Consider the following 14,398-nt stretch of genomic DNA (forward strand, 5'->3'; position numbering starts at 1 on the left):
GCACACCAGAACTCTGACCGGATGGAGACCTCCCCAATGGACCACGAGACGACCGCCGAAGTGACCGGAATCCAGGAGTTCTTCACCGAACGGGCGACCGGCTGGGACGCGCGCTTCGCCGAGGACGGCCCAGCCTACCGGGCGGCGGTGGACGCGCTCGGCATGCACCCCGGGGACACCGTGCTCGACGCGGGCTGCGGCACCGGCAGAGCACTGGAGCCGCTGCGCGCCGCCGTCGGCCCGCACGGCACCGTCCTGGGTGCCGACGTCACTCCTGCAATGCTCTCGGAGGCAGCTCGCGCCGGGCGGCGGCAGGCCGGGACGCTGCTGCTCGCCGACGCGGCCCGGCTGCCGCTGCGTGACGGCTCCGTCGACGCGGTGTTCGCAGCCGGGCTGCTCGGCCATCTGCCTCGGCCGCAGGCGGGCGTGCGGGAGCTGGCGCGCGTGGTGCGCGAGGGCGGCTCGCTGGCACTCTTCCATCCCGTCGGACGAGCGGCGCTGGCGGCCCGCAAAGGCAGACGCCTGGCACCGGAGGATCTGCGGGCGGAGCCCAACCTCCGCCCGCTGCTGGCGGCCGGGGGATGGCGGATGACGTCGTACACGGACGAGGCGGCGTGCTTTCTTGTCCTGGCCACTCGGCAGTCCAGCTCCTCGGACCCAGGCCGACCCCGGCCGCGTGACCGGGCCTGACCCCGGTCATGCCGCCCGACGGGCCGCGCGCGGCACCGCGCGCCTTCGCTCAGGCCCTAGCGACCCAGCTCCTTGCGGCTCACGCGGCGCAGCTTGCGCCGCTGTGAGGGGTCGAGTGCCACATAAGCGATCACGGGCACCCCGACCATGACGAGCAGCGCGATCCAGAAGGACGTCACCGCCCACAGGAGCAGGCCGACGGCCACGCCCCCGACAGCGATCTTGCCTCTGTTGGTCATCTCCATGCCTCCTTCGCGGCAGCGGCAGCCACCGCTCTCTCCATTGAACGCCTGTGCAGCTGAGCCGGTTCCTTCCGGGAGCCTCTGAGTGGTGTTCGCCCAGGCTTCCAGCATGCGGTACCCTCGGCCGCTCCGCTTCACTAGTCAAATTTGAGGAACGAACCAGCGACGTGACCCGGACCCCTTCCGCCCCCGCTCCGCTCACCGATCCGGCGCACTGCGCGGCCGTCTTCCTGCCCGCGGACCCGCCGCGCCTGGGCCGGGTGGCCTTCTGGCACCCGGACGGCACTCCGCCCGTGTCCGACACGCACACCGAGGAACTCTCCGTCGTCCTCCCCCGTGACGACGCCGGCGACAGCGACAACGGCATCGACGACGGCATCGGGACGAGGACCGTACCGGCTCTCGTCCTCCCGGTGCGGGAGGCCCTTCCCCTGCTGACCCGCGCCCGCGCCCGCGTGGAAGCCCAAGTCGCGTCCGGAGACGAAGCCGCGCCCCCGGGGGCCGCGGCCTACTGGGGTTCCGTCGCCGTGCTGGGCCTGCAGTTCGCGGCACGGGGCAGGCTCCTGCCGGGGCTCAGCCCGGAGGGGCACGACGCCTGGCGGTTCGCTCCCCTGGACCCCGAGGACACCTTCCGGATACGGGATCTCGCCGCGGCCATGCCGCCGTACGCCCATGCGGTACCGCTCGATCCTTCCCTGCCGCCCGGTGACGGTGAGGCCGCGCCGCTCCGGCTTCCGGAGCCCGAGCGGCTGCTGCGCGCCTTCCTCGACGCCGTCGCCGACGCGCTGCCGCGCAGCCCCGCCGCCGAGCTGGCCACCGGCGGCCCCGCCTACGCGGCCCAGGCACCGCAACGGCTCCCGGAGCTGCGGAACTGGGCCGCCGACGTCGCCGCCGGGCATGACGCGGGGGTGCGCCTGTCGCTGCGCGTCGAGGTCCCCGGACTCACCGAGGACGGCGCGGCCACCGCACGCTTCCGTGCCGTGCTCCAGCTGCACAGCCTCACCGACCCGGGGCTGATGGCCGACGCGGCCGAGGTGTGGGCGGGCAGCTCCCCGGTGGCCGCGGGCTTCGGTCCGCGCGCCCGTACGGACACCCTGCTGACCCTGCGCCGGGCGGCGGCCGCCTGGGAGCCGCTGACACCGCTGCTGTCGGCTGCCGTACCGGACTCCGTCGAACTCGCGGACGAGGAGATCACCGATCTGCTGGGGTCCGCCGCCACCCGTGCGCTGGAAGCCGCGGGGATCGTCGTGCACTGGCCCGCTGAGCTGGCCCGGCAGCTGACCGCACGCGCGGTCGTCGACTCCGGCCACGGCCCGCAGGAGGAGTACGGGCAGGGAGCGGGGGCGGGGGCGAAGTCCCCGTCCGGGCCGCCCGCCACGCTCTCCGCCGACGCGCTGCTCAGCTTCAGCTGGCGCTTCGCCGTCGGCGGCCAGGAGGTGACCCGCTCCGAGCTGGACCAGCTCGCCGAGGCCGGGCGGCCCGTCGTACGCCTGCGCGACCAGTGGGTGCTGGTGGACCCGGAGGCGGTACGCCGGGCGCGTGAGCGGCAGGACCACAAGCTCACCCCGGTAGAGGCGCTGCGCACCGTGCTCACCGGTACCGCCGAGGACCGCGGCGAGCGGATCGAGGTACGGGCGAGCGGCTGGCTGGAGACGCTGCGGGAGCGGCTTTCCGATCCTGAGCGCCCCGACGCCTCCCCCGTGGCGCAGCCCACCGCGCTCACCGCGACGCTCCGCGACTACCAGCTGCGCGGACTCGGCTGGCTGCACCGGATGACCTCGCTGGGCCTCGGCGGCTGCCTCGCCGACGACATGGGCCTGGGCAAGACCATCACCCTCATCGCGCTCCATCTGCACCGTCAGCAGGATCCCGGATCGGCCGGGCCCACCCTGGTGGTCTGTCCCGCGTCGCTGCTGGGAAACTGGCAGCGCGAGATCGAGAGGTTCGCCCCGGGCACGCCGGTCCGCCGCTACCACGGCAGTTCCCGGAGCCTGCGGGAGCTCGCCGGTGGCGAGTTCGTGCTCACCACCTACGGCACCATGCGGGTCGACGCGGAACACCTCGCCGGGATACCCGGTTCCGGCTGGGGCATGGTCGTCGCGGACGAGGCCCAGCACGTGAAGAACCCGTTCTCCTCGACCGCCAAGCAGCTGCGCACCGTGCCCGCCCGCGCCCGTATCGCGCTGACCGGCACCCCGGTCGAGAACAACCTCTCCGAACTGTGGGCGATCCTCGACTGGACGACTCCCGGCCTGCTCGGCCGGCTCGGCACCTTCCGCCGGGAGTACGCGGACGCGGTGGAGGGCTCCGCCGACCCCGCGGCGACCGAGCGGCTCACCCGCCTGGTGCGCCCCTTCCTGCTGCGGCGGCGCAAGTCCGATCCCGGCATCGCCCCGGAGCTGCCTCCCAAGACCGAGACCGACCGCGCCGTTTCGCTCACCCCCGAGCAGGTGGGGCTGTACGAGGCCGTGGTGCGCGAAGTCCTCGCCGACATCTCCGCGGCCGAGGGCCTCGCCCGGCGCGGCCTGGTCGTCAAGCTGATGACCGCCCTGAAGCAGATCTGCAACCACCCCGCCCAGTACCTCAAGGAGGCCGAACCGGCGACGCTGCGGGGCCGTTCCGGGAAGCTGGAGCTGCTGGACGAACTGCTGGACACGATCCTCGCCGAGGAGGCGTCCGTGCTGGTGTTCACCCAGTACGTGCAGATGGCTCGGCTCATCGAGCGGCATCTGGCCGGTCGCGGCGTACCCTCCCAACTGCTGCACGGCGGCACGCCCGTGGCGCGGCGCGAGGAGATGGTCGACCACTTCCAGTCCGGCACGGAGCCGGTCTTCCTCCTCTCGCTGAAGGCGGCGGGCACCGGCCTCAACCTCACCCGCGCCGAGCACGTCGTCCACTTCGACCGCTGGTGGAACCCGGCAGTCGAGGCTCAGGCCACCGACCGCGCCTACCGCATCGGGCAGACCAGGCCGGTGCAGGTGCACCGGCTGATCGCGGAGGGCACCATCGAGGACCGCATCGCCGCGATGCTGGAGCGCAAGCAGGCGCTCTCCGATGCCGTACTGGGCTCGGGCGAGGCCGCTTTCACCGAACTCACCGACAACGAACTGGCCGAACTCGTCGAGCTGCGGGGGACCGACCGATGAACTCCGAATACGAGGACGAGCGCACCTTCGCCGCCTTGCCGCCCGCCCACGGGCGCGGCTTCGCCCAGAGCTGGTGGGGCCTCACCTGGCTCAAGGCCCTGGAGGACACCGCTCTGGACACCCAGCAGCTCAAGCAGGGCCGGAAGTACGCCCGTCAGGGCGCGGTCGGCGCGGTGTCGGTGCGCCCCGGCCGGATCACGGCGGTGGTACGGGACCGTGACGGCACGCCGCACCGTGCCGACGTGCTGCTCCAACAGCTCGGTGCGGAGAGCTGGGACCGGCTGCTGGATGTCGTCTCCGGCGAGGCCGGGCACCTGGCCGCCCTGCTGGACCGCGACATGCCTCCCCGGCTGGTCGAGGACGCGGCGGGGGCCGGAGTCGAACTCCTGCCCGGCATCGGCGATCTGGACCCCGAGTGCGGCTGCGAAGCCTGGGACCACTGCCTGCACACCACCGCGCTCTGCTACCAGATGGCCCGCCTGCTGGACCAGGACCCGTTCGTGCTGCTGCTGCTGCGCGGGCGCGGCGAGCGGGCGCTGCTGGACGAGCTCCAGACCCGCAGCGCGGCACGCGGCGCGCGGGAGAGCGCGGAGTCCGAGGGCGCCTCGGCGGGCTCGGGCTCTTACGCGGACGGTACGGCGGCCGGGGAGGGGCCCGCGGGGGTCGACGCGGAGGAGGCGTACGCGCTGGGCGCCATCCTGCCGTCGCCACCCGGGCCGCCAGCCCTGGTGGAGTTCCCGGGCGACGGGCCCGTGCTCGACTCCGGTGCCGCACCGCCGGAGGAACTGGACGTCGAGGCACTGAAGTTCCTTGTCGCCGCCACAGCCGTGCAGGCCCAGCGCGCGCTCGCCGAAGCACTCGCGCCCGGGCACGCGGACAGCTCGCTGCCGGAGCCGCTCGGGACAGCGCAGGACACCGTACGACTGGCCGCCGCGCACCCCGGGCCGCGGGTGGGCGAACGGCTGACGGCAGCCGGCGGCCGTACCTCCGCCGAGCTCGAACCCGCCGTGCGTGCCTGGGAGTTCGGGGGCGCGGAGGCGCTTGCCGTACTGGAGGAGGCGTGGTCTCCGGAACCGGACGCGCTGGCGCGGGTGAGCGATCAGCTCGCCGCGCTGTGGCCGGAGGAGGAGGGCCGTGCGGAGAGCGGCCGCGTGCTGCGCGCGGACGGCAACCGCTGGACGGTCGCGGGTTCCGGCGTCCAGCTGCGGTACGGCCGGGACGGGCGGTGGTGGCCCTACCGCAGGGAGCGCGGCCGCTGGTGGCCGGCGGGCCCTGCCGAGCCCGACCCCGGGGCCGCGCTCGCCACCGTGCTCAGCGAGGGGTGAACACGGCGGCGTGACGCGTGTAGACGCGGGGCCGGACACACTCCGGCCCCGCGTCCGTGATGCACGGTGCTACGCGGTGATGCGGACAGCAGGCGGTCAGGAGTCAGGCGGCGTCCAGGCTCAGGCCGCGTTCTCCATCACCGGGTAGTAGCCGCCGGACTGGCCCGCGGCGGTCGGATGGTAGGAGTCGCCGATCGGCCAGGTGACGCTGTGCAGCCACTCGTCGTCGGAGCAGATCTCGTGACCGGCGAAGGCCGGCCGCACGTCGCCGTAGTCGAAGCCGTGATCGGCGGCACGCTTGGCGGTGACGTCACTGAGGTCGTCGGAAGCGGAGTTGATGGCGGCCCGCGACCTCTCGCTCAGACCGAACCAGCAGCCGCCGTTCGGCTGGTACATCCGGGGGTAGCCGAGGACGACCACCTGGGCGGACGGTGCCTTGGCGCTGATGGCGTTGTAGACCGTGTCGAGCTTGGCGGGCAGGCTGTTGGCGATGTAGGTGCGCGCCTGCTGGATGCGGGAGAGGCACGCGCTCTCGCCCTGGAGGACGCAGGTCTGCATGGCGTCGGCGAAGCCCGCGTCGTTGCCGCCGATGCTGATGCTCACCAGCGTCGTGCCGGAGTCGAGCGGGCCGAGCTGGTTGGCGAGGACATCGCCGGTACGGGCGCCGGAGCAGGCCGTGAAGTCGAAGGAGGCCGGGGAGTTCGCGGCACTCCACAGCTCGGGGTACGCGTTGGCGCTGCGCTTGCAGGCGCCGCTGCCGGAATCGTAGTTGCCGGCGCCGACTCCGGAGGAGTAGGAGTCGCCCAGCGCCACATACGAGGAAGCGGCCTCTGCCGGGGCGGCGGAGGCGACTCCTGAGGTGAGGGTGGTCAGTCCGAGGAAGAGGGACACAGCGGTGGCCGTGCCCGCCCATCTGCGCAGCTTCATGGAGCCTCTCATGGTGGGGTGACATGGAGAACTTCTGGCGTACTGAGTAGTAGCAGCACTGCGTCGGTGAGAGAAGTCCCCCTGCCCAGCATTTCGTTCGCCGTCGGCCGTGATTCACCGTCAGCTGTCCTTGATGTCAGACGGATTGCCCGGCGACCTGTTGAACGACCGGGAGGGACTCGGGTAACGCCCGTTCAGGAAATGCGCTGGTAGAGCTTCTTGCCCTCCCCCGCGGTGAGGCTGCAGGTGACCGTCCGCAGGCCGAGCCGCGTCCCCGAGGCCCGCGGGTACTGGACGAGGGTCCCGCCCACCGCCGAGTGGCCGCGCGCCTCGTTCTTCATCGGGGTCTCGCACAGGGAGTCCGCCGCGTCGCGGACCGCGCTGTCGGTGTCGTACTCCCGCGTCAGCTTCTCCTGGTGCACCACCTCGGCATCGTGCGCGGCGGAGCAGTCGGCGGGCTCAGCCTGCCCGTTCTTGTCCTTCTCGACGTCGAAGCAGTCGCCGACCTCCATCTGGTACGCGGGTCGGGGGCCGCTGCTCGGCGTCGGCAGGATGGACTCGAAGTCGGGGCTCTCCTCCTCCGTCGGGTAGTCGTCCGGCTCCTCGGTCGGGTAGTCGTCCGGCTCCTCCGTGGGGATGCCGGTGGGCTCCGGCTCCGGGGAGCTCGACGACGCCGAAGGGCTGGGCGAGTCGTCGGCCGCCGTGTCCTTGCCGTCGCCGCCGTCGAGAGCCAGCACCGCTCCGGCTATCAACGCGACCGCGACCACCGCGGCCACCACGATGGCTGTCACCGTCTTACGGCTGCCGCCGCCGGGTGGCGGGGGCGGCTGCCAGCCGCCCGGACCGGGCGGGCCGAAGCCGCCGGAGCCGGGCGGCCCGAAACCGCCGGGACTGCCGGGACCGCCAGTCCCCGGATGCCCCGGCGACCCCGGGGAGCCGGAGGCTCCTGGGGTTCCCGGGCCTCCAGAGGTTCCCCCCGCGTCCGATGGCGGGTAGGGGTAGAACTGTGGCTGACCGGACGGCTGGCCATGCGGCTGGCCCGGCGGCTGTGCGGGCGGCGGTGGCATCGACATGGTGATCACTCTGTCATGCCTCCCTCACCGACAGCGATGGAGTATCGGGGCAAGAGGCCGCCCGACAGCCTCTCAGCCGCAGCACGCCCCGAACCAAGGAGAACGATGGGCAACACCCCTGACTCCCCCTACTACGCGGACGTTTCGCCCGGACGCGGCACGCTGCCGCCCCGCGCCTGGTACGCGCGCTCCGACGCCCGTCGGCTGATCCTCGACGGCAGCTGGCACTTCCGGCTCTCGCCCACAGCCGAGGCCCATGACGCCTCGTTCGCCGGGGACGGCTTCGACCCGGGCACCGACCCCGGCTGGCACACCGTCACCGTGCCGGGCCACTGGGTGCTCCAGGGGCACGGCGCGCCCGCGTACACCAACACCCGCTACCCGTTTCCGGTCGACCCGCCCCACGTCCCCGACGAGAACCCGACCGGCGACCACCGCCGGGTCTTCGACCTGCCGGCGGACTGGCCGGGCGGCGGTGGGTGTGTGCTGCGCTTCGACGGCGTCGAGTCCTGCGCCCGGGTCTGGCTCAACGGCCAGGAGCTGGGGGACTTCCAGGGAAGCAGGCTGCCGCACGAGTTCGAGGTCGGACGGCTGCTGCGCCCCCGGGGGAACGTGCTGGCCGTACGGGTGCACCAGTGGTCCGCGGGGAGTTATCTCGAGGACCAGGACATGTGGTGGCTGCCGGGCATCTTCCGTACGGTCGCCCTGCTGCACCGGCCGCAGGGGTCCGTCGCGGACTTCACCGTGCACTCGGCCTACGACCACCGGGACGGCCACGGTGTGCTCCGGGTGCTCAGCGAGCCCGGCGGACGGGTCTCCGTACCCGGGCTCGGCCTCGAACTGGAGACCGGTGCCACGGCACGGGTGCCGGTCGAGCCATGGACTGCCGAGACTCCCCGGCTGTACGACGCGACGCTCACCACGGGCGGCGAGTCGGTGCCCTTCCGGATCGGCTTCCGCACGGTCGCCGTCGAGGACGGCGTGCTGCGGGCGAACGGCCGCCGTCTCCTCTTCCGCGGCGTCAACCGGCACGAGTTCCACCCGGAGACCGGCCGCACACTGGACGAGGAGACGATGCGGCGGGACGTGGTGCTGATGAAGCAGCACAACATCAACGCGGTGCGCACCAGTCACTGTCCGCCGCATCCCGCCTTCCTCGACCTGTGCGACGAGCTGGGGCTGTGGGTGATCGACGAGTGCGATCTGGAGACCCACGGCTTCACCCACGTCGACTGGCGCGGCAACCCCGTGGACGACGAGCGCTGGACCCCGGCGCTGCTGGACCGCGCCCGGCGGATGGTCGAACGCGACAAGAACCACCCCTCGGTCGTCATCTGGTCACTGGGCAACGAGTGCGGCAGCGGCAGCGGACTGACCGCCATGGCCCGCTGGATCCGCTCCCGTGACCCCTCCAGGCCGATCCACTACGAGAACGACTACGCCTACCCCGACTCCGATCTGCACAGCCGGATGTACGCCTCGCACGCCGAGGTCGAGGAGATCGGTCGCCGCGAGGGCCCCGCCAAGCCCTTCATCCTGTGCGAGTACGCCCACGCCATGGGCAACGGGCCGGGCGGGCTGAGCGAGTACCAGCGGCTGTTCGAGGCATACGAGCGCTGCCAGGGCGGCTTCGTCTGGGAATGGAACGACCACGGGCTGCTGCGGCACACCGAGGAAGGGCAGCCGTACTTCGCCTACGGCGGCGACTTCGGCGAGGAGGTGCACGACGGCAACTTCGTCTGCGACGGCCTGGTCTTCCCTGACCGCACCCCCTCCCCCGGACTCGTCGAGTACAAGAAGGTGATCGAGCCGGTCCGTCTCACCGGCGACGGCGCCGCCGGTACGGTCCGGGTCGCCAACCTCCACGACTTCGCGGACCTCACCCACCTCTCGCTGGAGTGGTCCTACGAGGTCGACGGCGAGGCCGTCGGCGCCGGCACCCTGCCGCTGCCCGCCGTGCCCGCGGGGGGTTCGGCCGAACTGGCCCTGCCCGCACCGCCGTCGACGGACCGGCACGGGGAGGCGATGTGGACACTGCGTGCGGTGCTGGCCGGAGACACATCCTGGGCACCAGGCGGGCACCTTGTGGCCTGGGCGCAACTGCCCGCACCCGCACCCGCCCGGGGCCGCGATGAGACGGGCCGAGGGGTGGCACCGCACCGCGACGGGCAGCGCCTCACACTGGGCCCGGCCGTCTTCGACGCCGCCACCGGCGCCCTGACCCGGCTGGGCGCCGTGCCCGTGCGGGGGCTGCGGCTGGACGTGTGGCGGGCGCCCACCGACAACGACGAGGGGGCGCCCTGGGTCCCGGGCAGCGGACCGGGCGCGGCCTGGCGCGAGCTGGGCCTGCACCGGATGCGGCACCGGGTGGACGCCGTCGAGACGGACGGCGAGGCGCTGGCCGTGCACAGCCGGATCGCGCCGGCCGCGAGCGACCTGGCCCTGCGTACGGTCTACCGGTGGAGCTGGGCCGGCGGGGAGCGGGACCCGCTGCGGCTGATCGTCACCGTCGAGCCCGAGGGTGAGTGGGACTGCCCGCTGCCGCGGCTCGGCGTACGGCTGGAGCTGCCTGCCGCGTACGACCAGGTGCGCTGGTTCGGCGGCGGGCCGGGTGAGGCCTATCCGGACACCCGGGCCGCCTCGGTGGTCGGGCGCTGGGCGAGCGGGGTCGACGCCATGCAGACGCCCTATGTCCGCCCGCAGGAGAACGGCGCCCGTGCCGACGTGCGCTGGACTGAGCTGCACGACGGCACCGGTGCCGGGCTGCGGGTCGATGCCGGGGAGGACCACTTCTGGCTGACCGCCCGGCGCTGGACCGATGAAGCGCTCGATGCCGCCACGCACACCCCCGATCTGGTGCCTGGCGACACGGTGCACGTCCATCTGGACCACGCGCAGCACGGCATCGGTTCCGCGTCCTGCGGGCCGGGGGTCCTGCCGCAGCACCGGCTGGCAGCGGGCCCGGCCCGCTTCTCCTTCACCCTCTCCGCCCTGGACACGGCCGGGGACGGAGAAGCCGTTATCCGGCCGTGACGCCGGCGCTGACACCGCCCTTGACGCCGACACCCCCGTATCCGACGTACTGACGCAGTTCCGCCCCCTGCGGGACCGGGCCGTCCGGGCGCCACAACGGCATCTGGACCAGGCCCGGTTCCAGCAGCTCGAAGCCTTCGAAGAGCGGGAGGATCTCGTCGTAAGGGCGGAGGTTCAAGGTGGCGGTTGCCTTCTTGTACACACCGGTCGCCTCGCTCAGGACGCCGTCCTCGGTGCGGAAGTCGTCGGTGATGTGGGTGAGGGCGAGACAACTGCCCGCCGGGAGCTGCTCGGTGAGCGCGGCGACGATCCCCGCCGGACCCTCTTCGTCCTGTACGAAGTGCAGGACGGCCATCAGCATCAGGGCGACGGGCTCATCGAAGTCGATCAGCTCGCGGATCGTCGGATGCTCGATGATTGCCTTGGGGTCGCGGATGTCGGCCAGCACGAAGCCCGCGTCACCCTCGTTCGTCAGCTTGGCACCGGCGTAGGTGGCCACTATCGGGTCGTTGTCGACGTACACGACCCGGACGTTGTCCGAGACCTGGCGGGCGACCTCATGCGTGTTGGGCGAAGTGGGGATGCCGGTGCCGATGTCGATGATCTGGCGGATGCCCCGGTCCACCACCGTGCGCACCGCGCGGTGCATGAACGCGCGGTTGCCACGGGCGCTGACGCGGATCTCCGGCGCCAGTTCCAGCACTCGTTCCGCAGCCTCCCGGTCCACCTCGTAGTTGTCCCGGCCCCCCAGGTAGTAGTCGTACATCCGCGCGGGATGGGCTGTGGTGGTGTCGATCTGTTCGGGGGTGAAGCCCGCTTCGGACACGTCGTTCTCCGTTCGTGGTACCTGGTCAGTGGTACCTGCTGTGTGGTACCTGCTCTGTGGTGCCGGGTCAGTGGCACCAGCTCATGCGTTCTCGTGCGGGTCAGGCGAGCAGGAAGTCGGCCTCGCCGGCCTTCGCGCCCCGGATGAAGTTCTCGATGGCCTGGTGCGGGTAGATGAGCGCCGGGCCCGACGGGTCCTCCGACTGCCGCAGCGCCACCCGTCCGTCGTGGAGCCTCAGTGCCTCGACACAACTGCCGCCGTTGCCCCCGCTCCAGGGCTTGCGCCAGCCTTCACGGCCGAGCTGTTCGGCGGGCATGCCGCTGTAGATGCGATCCATGGTTCAGATCTCCTTGCGCAGTGCGTTGAGGAGACCCGCGGTCCGGTTCAGTGGAGCGGCCTGCCCGCACATCCGGTCCAGGGCCTCCAGGAACGCCGATACGTCCTCACGCTGGTCGTAGTAAGCGGCTCCGACCAGGTTCTCCGTACAGGCGACGTCGGGAAGCTCCTCCACCGGGAAGCGGAAGAGGTGGAAGGGTCCGTACATCGCCGGATGCGAACCGGCGCTGTACGGCATGATCTGGAGGTTGACGTACGGCAGCTCGGTTGCCTTGATCAGGTGCTCGATCTGCTCGGCCATCACCTCGCGGCCGCCGATGGACCGGCGCAGCACGGTCTCGTCGATCACGATCCACACCAGCGGAGGCTCCGCACGGCCCAGTACGGCCTGACGCTCCAGCCGGAGAGCGACCTGCCGCTCGATCTCCTCCTCCGGCGCATGCGGCATCCCGGACCGCAGCACGGCCCGTGCATACCGGGAGGTCTGGAGAAGTCCCGGGACATAATGCGGTTCATAGGCGCGGATGAGCTCGGATTCGCTCTCCAGGCTCACGAAGGCGCTGAACCACTCGGGCAGCACATCGCGATAGCGGTGCCACCAGCCGGGCTGGTTCGCCTCCCTGGCCAAGGAGACGAATCCCTCGATTTCCTCCGACTCGGTGACTCCGTAGGTCCGCAGGAGTTTCTCGACATACGGAATACGGAGACCGACTTCGGCCTTTTCCATCCTGCGGACAGTGGCGTGCGTCACATCGAGGGCGTGACCGGCCTCTTCGTACGAAAGGCCGGACTTCTCCCTCAATTGCTGCAATCGCCTACCCAGCACCACCCGCAGGACAGTGGGAGCACCGCCGCCCGAACGCAAGTCAGCCACTATCGCCCGCCTCCAACTGCCTTCATGAGAGCGCAGTTTGACACGAACGACCGGTCGAACGACAGGCGACTCCCTGCGTTTCTGCAATTTGCAGCCTGTTCCTTGCCATCGGCTCCCTACGGGCCCATAGTGGACCGGTGGCTTCTCCCCGTGAGGCTCTCCCCAAAGAGACTCTTCCCCATGAGCACCGCGCCGGCAGCAGCGCTGTCACGCGGCCCCTCAGGGACGCATTTCACCTCCCCGCGCGGGACACGTCCGTCGGGGAGGCGCGCCGCCGCGTTCTGGACCGGCTGCGGGAATGGGGCGTTGCCGAGGACTCCTGCGGGGACGCACAGCTCCTGGTGTCCGAGCTGTTCACCAATGCCGTGCGGCATACGGACAGCGAGAAGGTCAGCTGCGAACTCTGGGTAATCGGCGTAAGGCTGCGGCTGGAGGTCACCGACGAAGGCGGCGGCCGCCCCCTGCGCCCGTACGCCCGCACGGTGGGCGCCGTGGACGCCGACGGCGAGAGCGGACGCGGCCTGCTGCTGGTCAGCGTGCTCGCCGACGAGTGGGGCGTCCGCCCGGACGACCGGGCGCAGGGCCACGCGGTATGGGCGGAGCTGCCCTGCGTCCGCACCCTGCACTGACGGGCAGGGGAGAACGCTAGGGTCTGCTCAGACCTGGGGTCTGTTCAGATCCGGGGTCTGTTCAGATCCGGGGCCTGCCGGGCGCCGTGCTCGCCCGCCGTCCGCGTCGCCAAACGGGGGATCTTCCGTGTCCGAGATGTCCGATTCATCCGCGCTGCCGGCAGTGCTCTTCGCGATGGACCCGCACCATCTGCCCCGGCTCTTCCCCGCCCCCGTCCGGGCACGGCTGGCCTCCTGCTACCGGATGCCGGACGGCGCCGCCCCGGTGCCCGAGGCTTCGGGGGGCGTCGCGCTCGCCGACGCGGAGGTGCTGATCACCGGCTGGGGCTGCGCCCCGCTCACGGCCGAGGTGCTGGACACGATGCCCCGGCTGCGTGCCGTGCTGCACTCGGCGGGGAGCGTCAAGGCGCATGTCACCAGTGCCTGCTGGGAACGTGGACTGCTGGTCTCCTCCGCCGCCGTCGCCAACGCGCTCCCCGTCGCGGAGTTCACCCTGGGCGCGATGCTGCTGGCCGGCAAGGACGTGTTCCGCATCCGGGCGCGGTACGCCGCCGAACACCGTCTCCCGGAGACCGGCGAGACCGCCTCACTCGGCAACTACCGGCGCCGGGTCGGCATCATCGGCGCGTCCAGGACCGGTCGCCGTGTCCTCGAGCTGCTGCGCCCCTTCGACTTCGAGACGGCCGTGCACGATCCCCGGCTGTCCGCCCCGGACGCCGCGGCGCTCGGCGTGCGGCGGCTGCCGCTGGACGAGCTGGTCGCCTCCAGCGACATCCTCAGCGTGCACGCGCCCGACCTGCCCTCGACCCGGCGGCTGCTCGACGCACGGCGGCTGGCCCTGATGCCGGACGGTGCGACCTTGATCAACACCGCCCGGGGTGCCCTCGTCGACACGGACGCCCTCACCGCCGAACTCTCCTCGGGCCGTCTCTCCGCCCTGCTGGACGTCACCGATCCCGAGCCCCTGCCGCCCGGCTCCCCGCTGTACGGGCTGCCCAACGTCACGCTGACGCCGCACCTCGCGGGCGCGCTCGGCAACGAGCTGGAGCGGCTCGGCGCCGCCGTCGCCGACGAAGCGGAATGCCTGCGGGCCGGACGTCCGCTGCGCCATCGAGTCGTGCGCGCGGATCTTGAGCACAGCGCCTGACCGGCGCCGGAACAGGCCCCGGAGCTCCCGCAGACCTTTCGCCGGGCAGTGGCAGGTACGACCGGAACACTCCGGGTGGCGTTATCCGGTCGCAACACGCACAGCCGCGACAAGGCGGGGGGCCCGGTGGCAGGATTCAGCAAAACTTAC

The 14,398-nt window shown here is 71.9% G+C and carries 12 protein-coding genes; 6 read left to right on the forward strand and 6 right to left on the reverse strand.

The window, feature by feature from the left end; translation table 11 throughout:
• Positions 1 to 21 precede the first annotated feature (21 nt).
• Complete coding sequence (locus tag LHJ74_RS16455) at positions 22 to 690, forward strand: class I SAM-dependent methyltransferase (RefSeq protein ID WP_260218788.1); 669 nt, start codon at positions 22 to 24, stop codon at positions 688 to 690.
• A 56-nt stretch (positions 691 to 746) separates the two neighbouring features.
• On the opposite strand, the gene LHJ74_RS16460 is transcribed toward LHJ74_RS16455, so the two are convergent.
• Positions 747 to 929, reverse strand: a complete 183-nt coding sequence (locus LHJ74_RS16460) for a tail-anchor membrane protein (protein WP_260218789.1) — start codon at positions 927 to 929, stop codon at positions 747 to 749.
• Positions 930 to 1,099: 170 nt separating this feature from the next.
• Between LHJ74_RS16460 and LHJ74_RS16465 the strand changes: the two genes are divergently transcribed.
• Positions 1,100 to 4,078: an SCO1167/SCO6262 family helicase gene (locus LHJ74_RS16465; RefSeq protein WP_260218790.1), complete on the forward strand. Its 2,979-nt coding sequence runs from the start codon at positions 1,100 to 1,102 to the stop codon at positions 4,076 to 4,078.
• A complete protein-coding gene (locus LHJ74_RS16470; protein ID WP_260218791.1) occupies positions 4,075 to 5,403 on the forward strand; it encodes an SWIM zinc finger family protein in 1,329 nt (442 codons plus the stop codon). The genes LHJ74_RS16465 and LHJ74_RS16470 overlap by 4 nt, the downstream gene beginning before the upstream one ends.
• A 120-nt stretch (positions 5,404 to 5,523) precedes the next feature.
• On the opposite strand, the gene LHJ74_RS16475 is transcribed toward LHJ74_RS16470, so the two are convergent.
• Both LHJ74_RS16475 and LHJ74_RS16480 read right to left on the reverse strand, forming a co-directional pair.
• Positions 5,524 to 6,330: an SGNH/GDSL hydrolase family protein gene (locus LHJ74_RS16475; protein WP_260218792.1), complete on the reverse strand. Its 807-nt coding sequence runs from the start codon at positions 6,328 to 6,330 to the stop codon at positions 5,524 to 5,526.
• Positions 6,331 to 6,524: 194 nt separating this feature from the next.
• Entirely contained in the window at positions 6,525 to 7,121 is a 597-nt protein-coding gene (locus tag LHJ74_RS16480; RefSeq protein ID WP_260218793.1) for a hypothetical protein, read from the reverse strand.
• A 387-nt stretch (positions 7,122 to 7,508) separates the two neighbouring features.
• Here LHJ74_RS16480 and LHJ74_RS16485 point away from each other — a divergent pair, with 387 nt between their 5' ends.
• The gene (locus LHJ74_RS16485) at positions 7,509 to 10,436 is read left to right on the forward strand and encodes a glycoside hydrolase family 2 TIM barrel-domain containing protein (protein ID WP_260218794.1); all 2,928 of its coding nucleotides are present in this window, start codon (positions 7,509 to 7,511) and stop codon (positions 10,434 to 10,436) included.
• Here LHJ74_RS16485 and LHJ74_RS16490 read toward each other — a convergent pair.
• From LHJ74_RS16490 to LHJ74_RS16500, 3 genes are all read right to left on the reverse strand, one after another.
• Complete coding sequence (locus LHJ74_RS16490; protein ID WP_260218795.1) at positions 10,423 to 11,262, reverse strand: SAM-dependent methyltransferase; 840 nt, start codon at positions 11,260 to 11,262, stop codon at positions 10,423 to 10,425. The genes LHJ74_RS16485 and LHJ74_RS16490 overlap by 14 nt on opposite strands.
• Before the next feature lie 100 nt (positions 11,263 to 11,362).
• Positions 11,363 to 11,599 carry a DUF397 domain-containing protein gene (locus tag LHJ74_RS16495; RefSeq protein ID WP_260218796.1) on the reverse strand — a complete coding sequence of 79 codons (237 nt, stop codon included), beginning with the start codon at positions 11,597 to 11,599 and terminating at the stop codon, positions 11,363 to 11,365.
• Between the two features lie 3 nt (positions 11,600 to 11,602).
• A complete protein-coding gene (locus tag LHJ74_RS16500; protein ID WP_260218797.1) occupies positions 11,603 to 12,472 on the reverse strand; it encodes a Sco1979 family transcriptional regulator in 870 nt (289 codons plus the stop codon).
• Positions 12,473 to 12,609: 137 nt separating this feature from the next.
• Between LHJ74_RS16500 and LHJ74_RS16505 the strand changes: the two genes are divergently transcribed.
• Together LHJ74_RS16505 and LHJ74_RS16510 are read left to right on the forward strand one after the other, a co-directional pair.
• The gene (locus LHJ74_RS16505) at positions 12,610 to 13,101 is read left to right on the forward strand and encodes an ATP-binding protein (RefSeq protein ID WP_260218798.1); all 492 of its coding nucleotides are present in this window, start codon (positions 12,610 to 12,612) and stop codon (positions 13,099 to 13,101) included.
• A 136-nt stretch (positions 13,102 to 13,237) separates the two neighbouring features.
• Positions 13,238 to 14,248, forward strand: coding sequence for a hydroxyacid dehydrogenase (locus LHJ74_RS16510; RefSeq protein WP_260218799.1), 1,011 nt, complete (start codon positions 13,238 to 13,240; stop codon positions 14,246 to 14,248).
• The last annotated feature ends 150 nt before the right edge of the window (positions 14,249 to 14,398 follow it).

Origin of the sequence: Streptomyces gossypii (assembly GCF_025165795.1) — a bacterium.
Taxonomy (GTDB): Bacteria; Actinomycetota; Actinomycetes; order Streptomycetales; family Streptomycetaceae; genus Streptomyces; species Streptomyces gossypii.

Bases quoted from the DNA above. Each gene is read 5' to 3' on its own strand.
- LHJ74_RS16485 (WP_260218794.1), top strand. From the start codon at position 7,509: ATGGGCAACACCCCTGACTCCCCCTACTACGCGGACGTTTCGCCCGGA.
- LHJ74_RS16510 (WP_260218799.1), top strand. From the start codon at position 13,238: ATGTCCGATTCATCCGCGCTGCCGGCAGTGCTCTTCGCGATGGACCCG.
- LHJ74_RS16470 (WP_260218791.1), top strand. From the start codon at position 4,075: ATGAACTCCGAATACGAGGACGAGCGCACCTTCGCCGCCTTGCCGCCC.
- LHJ74_RS16495 (WP_260218796.1), bottom strand. From the start codon at position 11,599: ATGGATCGCATCTACAGCGGCATGCCCGCCGAACAGCTCGGCCGTGAA.
- LHJ74_RS16475 (WP_260218792.1), bottom strand. From the start codon at position 6,330: ATGAAGCTGCGCAGATGGGCGGGCACGGCCACCGCTGTGTCCCTCTTC.
- LHJ74_RS16460 (WP_260218789.1), bottom strand. From the start codon at position 929: ATGACCAACAGAGGCAAGATCGCTGTCGGGGGCGTGGCCGTCGGCCTG.
- LHJ74_RS16455 (WP_260218788.1), top strand. From the start codon at position 22: ATGGAGACCTCCCCAATGGACCACGAGACGACCGCCGAAGTGACCGGA.